General features: G+C 45.4%; 14 protein-coding genes. 10 read left to right on the top strand and 4 right to left on the bottom strand.

Annotated elements, in window-relative coordinates; genetic code table 11:
• Positions 1 to 115 precede the first annotated feature (115 nt).
• Both mprF and WH46_RS18130 read right to left on the bottom strand, forming a co-directional pair.
• The gene (gene mprF, locus WH46_RS18135; protein WP_046227823.1) at positions 116 to 2761 is read right to left on the bottom strand and encodes a bifunctional lysylphosphatidylglycerol flippase/synthetase MprF; all 2646 of its coding nucleotides are present in this window, start codon (positions 2759 to 2761) and stop codon (positions 116 to 118) included.
• A gap of 317 nt (positions 2762 to 3078) precedes the next feature.
• Positions 3079 to 4746, bottom strand: coding sequence for a multicopper oxidase family protein (locus WH46_RS18130; protein ID WP_197088288.1), 1668 nt, complete (start codon positions 4744 to 4746; stop codon positions 3079 to 3081).
• 471 nt (positions 4747 to 5217) lie between these two features.
• On the opposite strand from WH46_RS18130, the gene WH46_RS18125 reads away from it, so the two are divergent.
• Positions 5218 to 6138 carry a cellulose binding domain-containing protein gene (locus WH46_RS18125; protein ID WP_046227822.1) on the top strand — a complete coding sequence of 307 codons (921 nt, stop codon included), beginning with the start codon at positions 5218 to 5220 and terminating at the stop codon, positions 6136 to 6138.
• Between the two features lie 276 nt (positions 6139 to 6414).
• Positions 6415 to 7281 (top strand): VOC family protein, encoded by an 867-nt coding sequence (locus WH46_RS18120; protein WP_046227821.1) that lies wholly within the window; start codon positions 6415 to 6417, stop codon positions 7279 to 7281.
• Here the strand turns inward: WH46_RS18120 and WH46_RS18115 are convergent.
• On the bottom strand, positions 7278 to 7700 hold the full coding sequence (locus WH46_RS18115; protein ID WP_017812065.1) for a DUF4190 domain-containing protein: 423 nt from the start codon (positions 7698 to 7700) through the stop codon (positions 7278 to 7280). The genes WH46_RS18120 and WH46_RS18115 overlap by 4 nt on opposite strands.
• Before the next feature lie 287 nt (positions 7701 to 7987).
• A complete protein-coding gene (locus tag WH46_RS24440; RefSeq protein WP_017812066.1) occupies positions 7988 to 8443 on the bottom strand; it encodes an IDEAL domain-containing protein in 456 nt (151 codons plus the stop codon).
• Between the two features lie 187 nt (positions 8444 to 8630).
• On the opposite strand from WH46_RS24440, the gene WH46_RS18105 reads away from it, so the two are divergent.
• The 8 genes from WH46_RS18105 (at position 8631) to WH46_RS23525 (ending at position 15919) form a co-directional block, all read left to right on the top strand.
• Positions 8631 to 9143: a mismatch-specific DNA-glycosylase gene (locus WH46_RS18105; protein WP_046227820.1), complete on the top strand. Its 513-nt coding sequence runs from the start codon at positions 8631 to 8633 to the stop codon at positions 9141 to 9143.
• A gap of 204 nt (positions 9144 to 9347) precedes the next feature.
• Entirely contained in the window at positions 9348 to 9935 is a 588-nt protein-coding gene (locus WH46_RS18100) for a TetR/AcrR family transcriptional regulator (RefSeq protein ID WP_017812068.1), read from the top strand.
• 46 nt (positions 9936 to 9981) lie between these two features.
• The gene (locus WH46_RS18095) at positions 9982 to 11457 is read left to right on the top strand and encodes a DHA2 family efflux MFS transporter permease subunit (protein ID WP_046228091.1); all 1476 of its coding nucleotides are present in this window, start codon (positions 9982 to 9984) and stop codon (positions 11455 to 11457) included.
• 375 nt (positions 11458 to 11832) lie between these two features.
• The gene (locus WH46_RS18090; protein ID WP_017812070.1) at positions 11833 to 12450 is read left to right on the top strand and encodes a flavin reductase family protein; all 618 of its coding nucleotides are present in this window, start codon (positions 11833 to 11835) and stop codon (positions 12448 to 12450) included.
• A 69-nt stretch (positions 12451 to 12519) separates the two neighbouring features.
• Positions 12520 to 13353, top strand: coding sequence for a uroporphyrinogen-III synthase (locus WH46_RS18085; protein WP_046227819.1), 834 nt, complete (start codon positions 12520 to 12522; stop codon positions 13351 to 13353).
• A 6-nt stretch (positions 13354 to 13359) separates the two neighbouring features.
• Positions 13360 to 14301: an oxidoreductase gene (locus WH46_RS18080; protein WP_046227818.1), complete on the top strand. Its 942-nt coding sequence runs from the start codon at positions 13360 to 13362 to the stop codon at positions 14299 to 14301.
• A gap of 98 nt (positions 14302 to 14399) precedes the next feature.
• Positions 14400 to 15209 carry a pyridoxine/pyridoxal/pyridoxamine kinase gene (gene pdxK, locus WH46_RS18075; RefSeq protein ID WP_046227817.1) on the top strand — a complete coding sequence of 270 codons (810 nt, stop codon included), beginning with the start codon at positions 14400 to 14402 and terminating at the stop codon, positions 15207 to 15209.
• 26 nt (positions 15210 to 15235) lie between these two features.
• A complete protein-coding gene (locus tag WH46_RS23525; RefSeq protein WP_052714289.1) occupies positions 15236 to 15919 on the top strand; it encodes a hypothetical protein in 684 nt (227 codons plus the stop codon).
• Positions 15920 to 16077 lie beyond the last annotated feature (158 nt).

The following is a 16077-nucleotide window of genomic DNA, read 5'->3' as shown; positions in this document are numbered from 1 at the left end:
AGAATAGAAGTAGACAGATATCAACAAAGAACCCCCTGAACTGCTACAGGCAGCTTAGGGGGTTCTTTGTAATTAATTTATAATGAGGCTTTATCTGTAAAGCCTTCCGTGAAGCCTAGGTGGCTTCAACCGGACGCGGCTTCCGGGAAACCAGTCGTACCAGATCGATCGTTAGAATAGGCAATGGGATACCTGCCGGATAAGCGAGATAACGAGCTTCCCATTCGGGTGAGAACTTCTCTTTATAACGCCGTAATCCTTCGAATCCATACCAATGCCCGCCATATTGGAAGACGAGGCGTGCCAGTTTTTCTTCCCGATGAGCATTCATATTTTCTCCAACGCTGGAGAGAGGGGACATTCCCAGATTAAAGTGGGCATATCCATTCTCTTTGGCCCACTCGATCAGACGTACAAAGAGTACATCCATCGTTCCATTGGGAGTATCGTTCAGATGACGCATTAGATCAATAGAGATAACCCTATGATTATCATAAGCTGGTGCTAACGTAGCAAAAGCCAGAATACGATGTTCTGCATCGCGCAGCAGCGCAATAGGTGACTGCTGGATATATTGTTCATTGAACCAGCCGAGCGAGTAGGCTTTCTCCTTGCGGTCTCCAAGCCATTCATCAGAAATGACGCGTAGTTCTGCGACAAGTTCAGCAGAAAATGGAGGCTGAAGCACTTCGAACTGCTGACCTTCACGTTCGGATTTGTTTTTCGCTGTACGAAGTCCCTGATTACTTTTACCGGACAATGTGAATTTCTCAAGGGGTACCAGAGCTTCTTCCCCAAGCTTGAAGAAATTATAGCCGTTCTCATGATAAATTGACAGATACTCGGGAGCTGCCTGGTAAAAGACTACAGTCAGCGCATAATGATCTGCATAACGCTGGAATTCCTGGATAGCAGCGCCGACCAGACTTTTCTCGCCAATCGGATCACCCAGTACGACCAGCTTGTCTCTGACACGGGAGTACGGAATCAGGATTTGGTCGTTTTGAGCCCAGTAGAACGATTTGTCACCCAGATACAGCAGATGAGTAAGCAGATTGCCTTGCTCATTTTGAAGGAAATTCGTGAATTTGTCCATGTCTTCCGATGTCGGAAGGTCTTCGATATGACGGTTCGGACGTAGAGCGAATATAGCAGCGAGCAGTACAATCGCTCCAATAAATCCAACAGCAGCTGTAATGGCATATTCATGCGGGTCCAGGAACCACTGCTGTGCACGCAGCGGCAGATGACGCAGCAGTGCAGGATGAATCTGTGTACCAACGACATAATAGGACAAGGAAGAGACAAAGGCCAGAATAACCCAGATCAGTATATTACGAGGCGCTATACTTACGCTCTCGCGATTGAACCTTGCTCGGGATACCCATAAGATCACAGCAACAATGAGCAGTATAATAGCTTCTTCATAATCGAATCCCTTGGCAAAAGTGAAAATCGCTCCTGCCAGCAGCAGCCCCGCTGTCCACAGGAAGGCACGCCGGATTCGCATGGAAATTGCACGTGATACGATAATGAGCATAATTCCGATTACAACGGATAGTTGTTCCGAGAAGCGCATAAGCGGCAGCGACAGAATATGCTCCATGAATCGCAGTCGCTCAATAAGACCCGGAGTCGCTGCAGACAGCAGCAAAATGATACCACTGGCAAGTACCAGCTTGCCCAGTGCCCATGCACCGAGATCCCCCAGAAAACCAAACTGTGAGGGCCAGCCCCAGAATTTGAGCCAGGCACTACGTGAAGCATCGTAGCCGGTAGTTACCATTTCCTTCATTTGTTTACGACTCGGTGTAATCTCAAAAGCAGCCAATACAAGACCGATCAGCCATGGAATCAGGAAATAGAAAATACGGAATAGCAGCAGGGCAGTAATGGCCCGGGTCGAATCCACACCCAGCGATTGCAGACCAAGAAGTGCAGTCAAGTCAAAAGCTCCGATACCACCCGGTGCCATACTGATGATACCTGCAATGGCAGCTACAATATAGACGCCCAGTGTATCGGTCAGCGGCAGATGCGCCAAATCATGGTAAATTACGATCCAGAACAACAATCCCGCACAAGCCCATTCCAGAAAAGAAGAACCTACCGAAGCGATAATCACTTTCCATGGAAGCTTGCCTTCTCCTTTGTGGAACCATTTGGCGAAAAGAGACGAACGCTGCATCAGCAGGAAGAAAGGCAGATACAAGGATATTCCCCATACTGCAAATCTCAGCCATGGATGAGCATTAAATAATGGTTCCGCTGGGAAAACACCAATAATGGTCAGCCAGCCCAATAGGGACAGACCTACCAGCATGATCGGAGAAAGGAAAAGAACCGCAGCACCCATGGTTTTCATGGAAATTCCGCTTTTCTTGTACAGAATAGTGCGCAGACCGACACCGGTAAGCCCGGCAAATCCAATCATATTGTTAAATGTATTAGCAATCCATGCATACCGGAAAGTTGCTTTCCAGTTGACATCCAGATTGAACTGGCGGCGCAGCAGGTAATCGTACGTACTCATTACCGATACTGCTACAAAGGACGCGACCAGAATCTGGATAATGGCGGCAGGAGGCATATGACGCAGTTCAAAAAAGACTCTGGCCAGATTAATATGTTCAATTTCTTTTCGTCCTTGTGTATAAATAATTGCAAGGATAATCAGGGGAATAAGTATTTTGATGATTCTGGCCCTGAACAAGGCAGTTAATAACTGCAGGATCTTAAGCTTTCGTAAAGATTCTCTCATGGGGTTTTTAACTCCACCTTTATTGATATGATTAGGGTTCATCTTGAATAGAGCATATTCATGTAACAATAGATATATTACATATCTGCAATCTGAATATTTCAGATACTTACTATCATACTACATCGGTATTCGAAAAACATTTTGTGATGTTTTCATTCTATTTCTCACTATGTATTACACAGAAAAAAGGGTTTTGTTGCAGTATGATCACAAAAGCGTCCTGTTCCAGAATAGAGACTTTCTCTATCATAGAACAGGACGCCTGCTTTTTTGATACATAAATGTCATAAATGCCGACTCACAGGTTGATTGAATTACTCGGAGATATTGTTAACCTGCGGATTAGGTTTGTAGGTAGAGACATAGTCCTCATAGACTAGATCAATCATCATTCCCATTGTAGCATGATGCAGTTCATGACAATGGAACATCCAGATTCCCGGATTATCGGCTTTCAGGGCAACCACATAGGTTTCGCCCGGACGTACATTAAGTGTATCTTTCCAGAGAGGAGAGCCGGTAAGCGGCTGACCATTTTTGGACAATACCTGGAAAATATGACCGTGCAAATGCATGGGATGATCTTCATTCACGGATTCATTCGTCATCGTAATCTTCACTGTATCACCTGTTTTGACATCCATATTGTCCGCTTTGGGATACGCTTGGCCATTGATTGTATAGGCAGTCTGCCCATTGCTGACTCCCATATTCAGAGTCATCCGATAATCCCGGTCATAGCTTTGCTTCAGATTGAACTGCGATGGAGCAGCTTGGCCATAATGGGTCAGATCAAGTTCAGGCCATTTGGAGACGGTCTGGGTAGTCAATTTGTTCTGCTGGTTGTTTACCTGATCATTTACTTGCTGGTCACTAAGCGTCGAGGCAGACGTCTTCGTAACGACAGGGATACGCATGGAACGGGCAAAATCGGAATCACCGACAGCGCCGATTACCTGTACTCCTGTCTGATCAGCCGTAAATGCCACATCATATCGTTCACCGGGAGCAATTCGCAGCAGTCCATGGCTGAGTGTCTGGGGCTCATTGATATCTTCGCCGTCTGTCGACACTACACGATACGCTGGTTGATTGATATACAGCACCTGAGTCATATTTCCTGCATTAACGAATCTCAGACGCACCCGATCACCGGTGTGGACACGCACAGGTTCTATATAACTGCCACTGCGTCCATTAATCGTATAGATATTATACATCCCCATATTGCTGCTGAGCGCTGCTGTATTGGCTTCCCGGTCAGGCGCATGGGTATTGGGATCATTCCATTCATCCAGCACAAGTGTACGATCTACATCTGCGGGGACTGCATTTTTCTTTTTGACAATAAAGGTGCCGTATAATCCTTTACCAATCTGATTAAGGCTGTCCTGATGCGAATGGTACCAGTAAGTGCCGGCATGAAGTGCCTTGAATGTATACGTAAATGTTTGTCCAGGTTGAACTGCATCCTGAGTGACGCCTGGAACTCCATCCATAGCAACAGGCAGTACAATACCATGAAAATGAATGGATACCGGAACATCGAGTTCATTTTTAAGATGAACCGTAACGATATCTCCTTGGGTTACTTCAATCTGTGGACCTGGAACCGAACCATTGAATGTCCAGACCGGCAAATATTTGCCTTTCTCAATTTCCAAATGGGCTTTGCGGGCGGTAAGGGTGATTTCCTTGGCGGTAAGTATTTGCTGCTTGGTAGTAACATCAGCAGGCTTGGCAGTGATACTGCCTTCTGGTACTGCAGCTGTAGTCCCCATATGAGCACTATGATCCATATTCATGGAATGATCGGACATAGAGGTATCTGAAGCCGGAGAATGGGCAACAGGCTGCTGGTTATCACCTGATGATTGACTGCAGCCTCCAAGCAGCAGGACAGCCATAAGCAGGATAAACAGACTGATGGACTTATAAGAAAATGGTTGTACAGGTCGAAAAGACGCAGAATCAGATCTCAAACGCAACATTATCTCTCCCTTGATATATAAATATTCCATCTGGATTTTTTCATTAAGCAAAAAATAACAGGATAAAATAGAAACCAAATATAGTACAAAATACACAGTCTAGGTACATATGAAAATGAACATGTACAGCTCAACTACTCTATTATGCCCCAAATCCCGCAGGAGTAGGACTTATGGAATTGTCGTTTTATTGACGATTAGAACTTGCTGTCTATCTTCAAGTGGTAACAAAAATGTTATAATTTGAGCTTGCTAGGTGTTTTGTTTGCTATATTACTGTTTAATAATCTTTCACCGGGCTCAATACTTGGGCAGTTATCCGTAGAGAATGCTGCTCGATTCAAGGTGAAGAACAGACAAAGGAGGAGAGAAGCAGATCCCGACATAGAGATACTGAGCCAAATACTTAACAGCATGACCCGCACACAACCAAACTTATACAATATGGAGGTAGATTACGAAATGTTCAATTATTCCAAAAAGGCTTCTATTCTGGTGGCCGCTTCTATTTTTGCTGCAGGGGGAAGTTTTATGGCAGCGCCAAGCGCGCATGCTGCTATCGAAAGTAATGTGGTAGCCAACGATATTGCCTGGACCAACACATCTGCACCTGCTGCACCAAGCAATGTACAGGCACGTTCCGGTTCCAAGCAGGTTGTACTGACATGGGCGCCTGTACAGGGAGCATCCAGCTATGATGTACGCCGTTATAATGTTGTAAATAACACCTACGACAGCGTAGCAGCCAATACGTACACTGTTCATACTACAGGTGTAACCGATGCTGTATACGTAGATACGTCCGTAATGAACGGCAATGTATACGGATATGTGGTAAACGCAGTTTATGGTGACGGCCAGGTTAGTCAGATGTCTACTCCGGTAGTTGCTGCTCCAATGGCTCAAACAGGCAGTGTAGCCCAGTCACTGGTTGTACAATCCAGTTCTGCAGCTGGCGGCAGCACTTCCGGTGCAATCCGTCCAATGGTTAACATCATGAACACAGGCAGCGAAGATGTAAATCTGAGTGATATCCGTGTTCGTTATTACTTTACAGGTGGTAAAGATCTGACAGCCAAGAGCGTTTCCATCGGGAATGTAAGCTTTGGTGCGAAGAACGTAGAGCCATATATCGTAAATATGGAAGACCCTCAAACAGGTGCTGATAGCTATCTGGAACTGCGTTTTAATGCTGAAGCAGGTATTATCCCTGCTGGTGGCGAGACAGGCGATATGAGCTTTACTATTCAGCGTTCGAGTGGTTCCGGTACAGCTGACTACTCTTACAATGAAAATACAACAATGAGCGATAACAACCACATCGTACTGTACTATCAAGGTGCACCGGTATGGGGACAAGATCCTGGCGTAACTGAAGAGTAATCGACAGCTCTTGATCAGACAGGTAAATAGATGCAAAGAAATGAGTTATATTCTTAATCCATGTATTGCAGATTAATCAAAAAGACAGCCTCTCAATAAGAGGCTGTCTTTTTTGTGGTTCGATATAAGTATCGGTTTGATAGGTGTTGTAGTATTTAGGCAAAAATAAATAGATGTCTATCAGATCATAGGATACAGTATCGAACTTGATTAGTTACTTACAAAATGTTAACATACTTATAAAAAATAAGTTAATATAGAGAAGAGGAAAAAGTTATGAATACGAGTGTAATCAGCCCTGCTCTGGAAATCGGTCTGGTCAAAATCAAAGTCAGTCAACTGGAACGTTCTATTGCTTATTATACAGAAGTGATTGGTCTACAGGTGTTACAGCAGGATGAAACGACTGCCCATTTGTCTGCAGACGGTATACATCCAATCGTAATTATCGAGGAGATTGCCAATGCAATTATTTTACCTCCACAGTCTGCAGCGGGATTATATCATTTTGCTATTCTGCTGCCAGATCGGGTAAGCTTGGGACTGTCACTTCGCAATTTGCTAAAGCATCGCCAAAATATTGGACAGGGCGATCATCTGGTCAGCGAAGCATTGTATCTGAATGACCCAGATAATAACGGTATTGAGATTTATGCCGATCGACCAAAAGAAACATGGCAAAAGGATGAGCATGGTTACATTATTATGGGTACAGAGCCAGTCGATGTAGAAGGACTGCTGGAGCTGGCTGAAGGCAAAGTGTGGAACGGACTGCCTGCAGGCACAAAAATAGGCCATGTCCATTTTCATGTATCTAACCTGTCTGAAGCACGCAAATTTTATGTAGATGTACTTGGTTTTGAGATGATGCTAACCGATAATCGCTCAGTAGCTTTTATATCTGCGGGTGGCTACCACCACCATATGGGGCTCAATACCTGGGCAGGCGCCGGAGCACCCAAGGCACCTGCCAACGCTGCCGGTATTGATTACTACTCACTACAGTTGCCCAACCGCGAAGCCATCGATGAAGTCGCAGCACGTGTTCGGGCAGCAGGAATTTCTGCCGATGAAGAAGGACAATTCCTCTGGGTTACTGATCCCAGTGGCATACGGATTCTTTTTTATACTGAATCTGTTTAATAGAAGTCGCTATTACTATCCTGTTCAAAGGTCGGTTCCCAATTATCCGAGCCGACCGGCGAATAGCTGGCCAGAGAAGCTCCAATAATGACTACAATAAACAGAACGACTAGAGCATGAATGACAAATCCGATAATACCGCATACCAGTCCTCCAATTGCGAGTCCTCGTCCTTGCTGATAACGCTGGCGCAATTCTTTGAGGGCAATAACGGCAAAAATAACGGCCAGTATGCCAAGGATAATTCCGATTCCAGGAAAAATCATAATCGATACAATCGATGAAATTCCCAGCACGAGTGCAGCGATAGCTTTGCCATTGTTGGGTACAGGCCCATACTGCTGATGATAAGGATCATGCTGATTATAAGGTGGCATGCCATTCCCCTGTGGGCGTGAATATGGATCTTCAGGTCCCATTGTAACTCCTCCTTGTATATGGTATGTATGAGACTTGTGAATAAGATTGTTACTATCTATTCAACCATCTTTTACATAATAACAACATTTCTTTATAAAAGCATTTGAAATTGCTTTATTTTGTTCTAGCCGCCGGGATGCTTAGGAGTTGCTGTTCGATCACTGCAGGAAATATATAAATAAAGACAAGTATAAGATTCATTTTTACATTTGGATGGTACACTTGAAATAATGAATATAAATACGGGACTTTCCACCATGGAAAGTCCCGTATCGGTTATATACAATTACAGTGAGCTTGGCAGGGAGCGGTTCATCATCAGGTAGCTGGCAGTAAGTTCATCGAACCATTGCTTGTCTTTAACTACGAGTGCCAGATCGATCAGGCTTTTGAGCTGTTCGGATTCAAGGGTAACTTGATCCTGGAAAGAAATCTCGGCAGTAGCAGATACTTTGCCGTCTGTATCCTGTTCCATGAATACGCGAATGGTGCTATCCATGTACTCTTGTCTGAGGAAGTAGATGATTTCACTCATCAGGATCGGACGGGAATGTGTTGGATAGATGCAGTCCATGACTTTTACCCAGTAGTGTTTATTGGTAAGGGAGACGCTGCCTGTTTCATTGATCAGACGGGCATCGGCTTCGATATGATATTGCAGTTCCATTGTTTGTACAGGGAAGTTTCTGTTCAGTTGTTTATGAAGGACAGCATAAATTTGCTCTTCGTTTAATTTAATCATGCTAATCATTCCTTTTCGATATAGTAATTTTAATTTTTAATTTTAAGTTTGATATTCAGAAGTGAGGTCGTTTCGACTTGGTGTTTCTTGCTTGTTGAATAAATATATCGGTCAATAGTCTTATATATTGTATAGTTGTTTTGTCGAAAAAGATAAAAAAATGATGAAAATATTATGGGGTGACATTATGCCAGCGATTGCAGATCATATGGAGCACAATCTTTCCATCTTGTTTATTGGCTTTAACCCGAGTCTTCGTTCCGGAGAGGTAGGACATCATTATGCCAATCCACGTAACCGGTTCTGGCAGATTCTATATCAGTCTGGGATTACGCCAAGACTGTATCATCCCGAAGAGGATGGAGATCTGCTGGAGCTGGGATACGGATTTACCAATATCGTCTCCAGGCCTACCCGTGGAGCGGAAGATATTCTGCCTGAAGAGTACCAGGAGGGCCGACAGGAACTTCGTCGTAAACTTGCCTTGTATCAACCGTCTATTGCCTGTTTTGTTGGCAAAGGTGTGTACACCCAGTACAGTCAACGCAAGCAGGTACCATGGGGATTTCAGGAGGAGCCTGTCACACCGGGTATTCATGAATTTGTAGCGCCTTCATCCAGCGGATTAGTGCGTATCCCGATGGATGACATCGTGCATATTTACAAGCAGCTAAGAGAAAGAATACCTGCAGATCGGTAGATCGTTCGATGTGTATTTCCATGTTCATCAGATTGTATTCTGAATGAGAGAAAATGCAGCAGCTCTATCTGAAAAAAGTAAAAAAGCTGTTAAGGTATCATCGGAGAAAATCAATTACCATTTTATAGTTATTGACAATCTGTTTTGAAAAAGCTTTAATTATATAGACCGATCGTTATAATTAATGTGAAGGATGTGATTCTTGTGAGCGAAAAGTCGAATGCCAGACAGCTGATTCTCGATACAGCCGCTAGACTTTTCTTTTCCCAGGGATATCATGCTACCGGTCTTAGCCAGATCATTAAAGAGAGTGAGACGCCGAAAGGTTCGCTATATCATTATTTTCCGCATGGCAAAGAAGAGCTTGCTCATGAATGTATCCAGAAAACCAATCAGTATATTCTGGGGAAATTCAAAGAGACTTTTGACATGCATGATAATACAGGAGATGCGATTCGCTATTTTATTCATCAAACGGCTGAGGATGCGGAGAAGGCGGGGTATACCGGGTTTTTGCCTTTTAGCTTCTGGGCGGCAGTAGAGACATCATGTATCAGCGATAAGTTGCGGCAGGCCTGTCAGAGCGTGTTTGCCGATTGGCAGCAGATTATTGCGGAACATCTCGAACAGGAGGGAGCTTCCAAGCAAAAAGCAAAAGAGGCTGCACTGCTGATGATCTCGATGATGGAGGGGGCTCTGATTATTGGTCTGACCAATCAGAGTAAGGAACCGATGCTCACAGCAGCGGATTATTTGTCTGTTGTTATGAAGAGCGCAAGCATGAATCACTAAACAAAACAGAGAGAGACCAAAGGAGGATGGGATCGTGGACGTACCCATGAAGACAGGTCCAGTAGAGGACCAACAAGAAACCAAACAATACAAAGTACTGCCGATCTTGTTCGCCATGCTGTTAAGCGGATTTATCGGATTATTCAGTGAAACAGCGTTGAACGTGGCCATTACGCCGCTTATGAAACTGCTGGAGGTAGGACCGACGACGATTCAATGGTTAACTACCGGTTATCTGCTTGTAATGGGTATTCTGGTACCTATTTCAGGGCTGCTGCTGCAATGGTTTTCTACCAGACAATTATTTACGACTTCACTTATTTTCTCGATTGCAGGCACGATTGTAGCTGCAATGGCACCAAGTTTTGAAATATTAATGGTAGCACGCGTACTGCAGGCGGTAGGTACAGCATTACTGCTTCCGTTGATGTTTAATACTATTCTGGTTATTTTCCCCATTGAGAAACGTGGTTCGGCTATGGGATTGATCGGACTTGTTATCATGTTCGCACCAGCGAGTGGACCTGCTATTTCCGGTCTGATTCTGGCTAATCTGACATGGCACTGGATCTTCTGGATTTCGCTGCCGTTCTTTATTATTTCTCTCGTCTGTGGATTATTGTTCCTGCCGAACATTTCCAAATTGACTAAGCCAAAAATCGATATCCTGTCGATTATTCTGTCCACACTGGGCTTTGGCGGTATCGTATATGGATTCAGTAGTGCTGGTGGCCATGGACAAGGCGGCGGCTGGACGAGTCCGGTCGTTATTGCTGCTCTGCTGATCGGTGGAGTATCACTGCTGATATTCAGTATCCGTCAGCTGCGTATGGAACAACCGGTTATGAATCTACGGGCATTCCGTTATCCAATGTTCACTATTGGTTTGATCCTGGTCTTCATCTGTATGATGATTATTCTGTCATCCATGCTGATCCTGCCTATGTATCTGCAGCAGGGTATGGCACTGACAGCACTCGCAGCAGGTCTTGTACTGCTGCCAGGTAGTCTGCTCAACGGACTGCTGTCACCGATTATGGGCCGACTGTTCGATAAATTTGGTCCCAAATGGCTCGTTATTATTGGTCTGGCCGTCGTGTCAGTGATCCTGTTTATGTATACAGGCATCAATGCCAATACACCGGTCGGTATGATCGTTGCCATGCATTTGTTCATGATGGTCGGTATCTCCATGATCATGATGCCTGCACAGACCAATGGTCTGAATCAACTGCCAAGTGAGTATTATCCGCATGGTACAGCCATTATGAATACATTGCAGCAGGTGGCAGGTGCTATCGGTACTGCACTGGCAGTCAGCATTTTGAGTGCTGGACAGACCGGTTACCTGAGCCGTGTAGCCAATCCACAAAGTCCGGAGAATCAAATGGCTGGCTTCACTACCGGTATACAGCATGCCTTTGTTTTTGCTCTTGTACTGGCAGTGTTGGGTCTGGTATGTTCTTTCTTTGTACGTCGTGTACAGATCGGCAAACAAGCTGGACAAGGTCCTATGCATTAATAGGAACAGACTGATAATGATTTGATAAAAGCTTTGAATACGTTCGAGTCTGAACGAATCCGACTATTGAACAATCTGATATTCTAAACCGGTTATGCCGGTAGATCTATCCATGCCCCGTCATCTCTTAACAGGAGTGACGGGGCATTTGATTATACCTTTATTGGCTGAGTCATACTGTCCTACATGCAGGTAGTATACAAACATCTATTATGGATAAGGGTAAGATCTATTACTGTATGCATGTCGTATATAATGTATAAATAATAGATGTAATGCCAAAATTGCCTGTTTGGTAGTGCATATCCATCGTCTTTGCGTATCATTTAGGATATAGTAAAGAAAATAAACCCTACTATCCGAGGAGGAATAAATATGATAACTATACACGCTGAATCTATCTCTACCATTGAAAATTACAAGCTGCTCACAGGCTCGGTTGTCCCAAGACCGATTGCTATGGTCACCAGCCTCTCGGAAACAGGGGTGCTCAATATTGCTCCTTTTAGCTATTTCAATATTGTAGCTTCCGATCCTCCGATTCTATCGGTCTCCATTGCTCGTAAACAGGGACAGATGAAAGATACCACGCGCAATATTATGAACAGCAAGGAACTGGTTATCCATATTGTTCATGAAGAAATGACCGAGCAGATGAATCATACAGCAGCCAGTCTGCCACCGGATCAGAGTGAACTCGATCTGACAGATCTACACACCCTACCGAGTGACAAAGTGGCTGTACCGGGAATTCGTGAAGCTCTGGTACGTTATGAATGCCAGCTCGATCAGCATGTAGCCATTACCAATGATGAGGGAATCATCGTACAGGATCTGCTGCTAGTGCGAGTTCTCTGTTACCATTTTGACGAAACGGTAATCGACCATGATCATATGTATATTCTCACCGAGCAGCTGAAGCCTGTGGCACGTCTTGCAGGCAACAACTATGCAGGCTTGGCGCAGCAATTCAGCGTTGACCGACCAAGCTGAGATTAGCCAGCTATAATATAAAAGTAAAATGGGTAAAAAGGATAGACAGAGCGATACAGGGGGATTAACATGACAAAGGCTATGGACGGGAAAAAGGTAATTATCGCAGGTTCACGCAAGCTGGAGGAAATGAGTTCACTGATTGAACGCCAGGGTGGTCAGGCCAAAGTGCGTTCATTGCAGGGGATCACCCTGTTCAAAGAGCAGGAAATGGAGCAGGAATTGCGTCGTTTTATTAAAGAACAGCCAGAATGGGTAATCTTCACCACAGGTATTGGAGCAAATGCTTTGTTCGAAGCCGCCGAGCGTCTTGAAATGGGTCAAGCATTTACCGCGGCTGTTCGTCAGGCGAATATCGCTATCCGTGGTTACAAAACCTACAATACACTTAAAGCCAAAGATCTGGCTCCGGATGTACGGGATTCGGATGGTACGGTAAAAGGACTGGAAGAGCAGCTGCAGCAGATCGGTCTTGAAGGCAAGAATATCTGGGTACAGCTGCATGGCGATCCGGCACCGGAGCTCGTGCGCTTTTTGCAGGAAAAAGGTGCGGCATCTGTGCATACGCTGCTTCCTTATCAGAATCTGGGGCCTGAACCCGAGACGCTTAATCAGCTTCGACAAGAGATTACAGAAAGCCGGATAGATGCGATTTGCTTTACGACAGCAGTGCAGGTACGCAATCTGTTCGCAGATGCGGCAGAACATGGATATACGGTTTTGCTGCGCGAAGCGCTGGCTTCACGCATACTGGCTGTGTCGGTAGGTAAAGTAACATCCGAAGCGCTGCGGCAGCAAGGCGTGGAACGTATTATCGCCCCGGAGAATGAACGGATGGGTGCGATGATTATTGAAATGAGCAAGTATTATGAACAGCAGTTATCAGATCACGAAATGGAGTGAACAGGGATGGGTCAGCAGTGGACAGCGAATCAGATACCGGATCAAACCGGTAAACGCATAATTATCACAGGAGGGAGCGGAGGACTGGGACTGGAGACGGCTCTGGAACTGGCTGCCAAAGGAGCTGCATTAGTGCTGGCTGTACGTAATGCGGATAAAGGAAAGCAAGCAGCTGCGCAGATCAGACAGCGTTATCCGCAGACGCAGGTAGAGGTAATGCCGCTTGATCTGGCTGACCTGAACAGTGTCAGTGAATTTGCCGATCTGTATCGGAGCCGCTACGACTCCCTCGATATTCTGATCAATAATGCAGGTGTCATGATTCCGCCTTACCAGAAAACAAAGCAGGGCTTTGAACTGCAGTTTGGCAGCAATCATCTGGGACATTTTGCACTTACCGGTCATCTGCTGCCGCTGCTGCTCGCTACTCCAGGTTCACGAATCATAACGCTCAGTAGTATTGCAGCGCGCACAGGCTATATTTATTTTAATAATCTGGATGGACGAATCGGCTACAGCGCCGGCAAATTCTACTGTCAGAGCAAACTGGCGAATCTGCTGTTTGCCAAGGAACTGCAAAAAAGACTGACCGAGGCAGGCGCAGATACGATAAGTGTGGGCTGTCATCCGGGGATTGCCAATACCAATCTAGTCTCGCGTGGTTCGGGCAAGCAGGCGATCTGGCCGGTTCGTTTTGTCTGGGGATTGTTCAGCCAGACCGCAGCATTTGGAGCCCTGCCTACCTTATATGCAGCAACCGAGTCTTCCCTGAGTGGCGGCGAATTTATTGGTCCTAATGGACCGGGCAGCCGAAAGGGATATCCGCACCATGATATTTCCTTTGAACACAAGGTGAATTACGGGACTGCAGCCAAACTATGGAAAGTATCCGAAGAATTGACAGGGGTACATTATGATTTTGTACAAGCACAACAAGCAGAAGAATGAATAAGCTGAAACTTACATATCCTTTTCATGAAAAGGATGTATTCTCATGTCAGGTTGTGCTAAAATAAAGGGACTCTATGCGAAGGAGAATTACACACATGACAATACCAAAAACCTTAACGATAGCCGGCTCGGACACAAGCGGCGGAGCAGGAATTCAAGCGGATTTGAAAACCTTTCAGGAATTAGGCGTTTATGGTATGACGGTGCTGACAACCATCGTAGCCATGGAACCGGAGACGTGGAATCATCAGGTATTCCCCGTAGAATTGAACGTAGTAGAAGCGCAGATGCGTACCGTGCTGGAAGGAATCGGATTCGATGCGATGAAGACAGGGATGCTCGGTTCGGTCGAGATTATTGAGCTGGTAGCCAGCTATCTCAAGCGTTATCCATTGAATCGTATTGTTATCGATCCGGTTATGGTCTGCAAAGGTACGGATGAAGTGCTTCAGCCGGAAAATACCGAAGCGATGCTGGAGCTGCTGATTCCGGGAGCCGATCTGGTTACGCCGAATCTGTTTGAAGCTTCCCAACTGGCGAAGAACGGTCCAATTACGACGGAAGAACAGATGAAAGAAGCAGCTGTTCGTATCTATGAGCGTGGTGCCAAGCATGTACTGATCAAAACACGTGGTAAAGTCAAAGAAGGCAAAGCGCTGGATCTGCTGTATGATGGTCAGAGCTTTGACTGGTTTGAAGTAGACGCGATTGCTACCGATTATACGCATGGTGCGGGATGCACGACTTCGGCAGCTGTTACGGCAGGTCTGGCAAAAGGTCTCTCTGTGAAGGATGCCTACAGCGATGCCAAAAACTTCATCACACAGGCGATCTCCAATGGATTTCCGTTGAACCGCTATGTAGGTCCTACACTGCATGCGGCTCACCGTCTGCAACTGAAATAACAGCCTTGTAGAGTGGAGGAATAACTATGAATCGCTTATCCAAATGGATGTTTGGTACTGGACTCGTACTGATGATTGTCCTCGTCAGCGCCTGTTCATCCGACAAGGATCAGCCCGTGCAACCACCGGCAGCAAGTGAAAATGCGGCCGATAATGGTACAGAAGCTCAGCCAGGTGGTGCCGGCACGACAGCACCGGATACGGGTACCAATAACGGTTCTGATACCGGCACGACCGGATCGGCAGACAGTACGACCGGTAGTGGAAGTACTGCTCCCGATAGCACGACCGGAACAGCCGGCAGTCCAAACAATAGCAGCACAGGAACAGGCAATACAGATACCGGTACGGATAAAGGCACAAGCAATAATGCCAATCCACAATTAACGCCGGAGACCAAGGAACTGAAGATCAGTACCGTTCAACAAGGACCTGGTCAGCTGTTTCTGCGTGTAGAATCTTTACCGCAGGGATACAAAGTAAGCAATATGGAATGGCAGTCTGCCAATTCCAATGAGACAGCCACGTTCGATCAGGCTGTACAAAATGGCAAGAACGGCAAGGATGGATTTTTTGCAAGCAGTGACCAGCGTAATTTTGGTTTTATTTATAATCAGAGCCACAGTGGAGAACAAGGAAAAGTAATGCTTACGCTTCAAAATGAAGCGAAAGATGAATTGACCTGGTATGAAGATGTGACCTTGCAGTAAATGGAATCATACGGCACCTCGCACGATCCAAAAGCCTCTGCCTACTATGGCAGGGGTATTTTGGTGCCGAAATACCCCTGCATTTATTCTGTAACAACTATAATTTTCATGAAAATGATCATGGCATATTTACTTGAGATAATTTGTGAATGTTGGCT

This window comes from Paenibacillus dauci, from assembly GCF_000971985.1.
GTDB lineage: Bacteria > Bacillota > Bacilli > Paenibacillales > Paenibacillaceae > Saccharibacillus > Saccharibacillus dauci.
The sequence above is the reverse complement of the archived record's forward strand: the minus strand, read 5'-3'. Positions and strand labels throughout refer to the sequence as shown.

Excerpts from the sequence above, each read along its gene's own strand:
- pdxK (WP_046227817.1), top strand. The coding sequence starts at position 14,400 with ATGACAATACCAAAAACCTTAACGATAGCCGGCTCGGACACAAGCGGC.
- WH46_RS18120 (WP_046227821.1), top strand. The coding sequence starts at position 6,415 with ATGAATACGAGTGTAATCAGCCCTGCTCTGGAAATCGGTCTGGTCAAA.
- WH46_RS18080 (WP_046227818.1), top strand. The coding sequence starts at position 13,360 with ATGGGTCAGCAGTGGACAGCGAATCAGATACCGGATCAAACCGGTAAA.
- WH46_RS18095 (WP_046228091.1), top strand. The coding sequence starts at position 9,982 with ATGAAGACAGGTCCAGTAGAGGACCAACAAGAAACCAAACAATACAAA.
- WH46_RS18090 (WP_017812070.1), top strand. The coding sequence starts at position 11,833 with ATGATAACTATACACGCTGAATCTATCTCTACCATTGAAAATTACAAG.
- WH46_RS18125 (WP_046227822.1), top strand. The coding sequence starts at position 5,218 with ATGTTCAATTATTCCAAAAAGGCTTCTATTCTGGTGGCCGCTTCTATT.
- WH46_RS24440 (WP_017812066.1), bottom strand. The coding sequence starts at position 8,443 with ATGATTAAATTAAACGAAGAGCAAATTTATGCTGTCCTTCATAAACAA.
- WH46_RS18105 (WP_046227820.1), top strand. The coding sequence starts at position 8,631 with ATGCCAGCGATTGCAGATCATATGGAGCACAATCTTTCCATCTTGTTT.
- WH46_RS18115 (WP_017812065.1), bottom strand. The coding sequence starts at position 7,700 with ATGGGACCTGAAGATCCATATTCACGCCCACAGGGGAATGGCATGCCA.
- mprF (WP_046227823.1), bottom strand. The coding sequence starts at position 2,761 with ATGAGAGAATCTTTACGAAAGCTTAAGATCCTGCAGTTATTAACTGCC.
- WH46_RS23525 (WP_052714289.1), top strand. The coding sequence starts at position 15,236 with ATGAATCGCTTATCCAAATGGATGTTTGGTACTGGACTCGTACTGATG.
- WH46_RS18085 (WP_046227819.1), top strand. The coding sequence starts at position 12,520 with ATGACAAAGGCTATGGACGGGAAAAAGGTAATTATCGCAGGTTCACGC.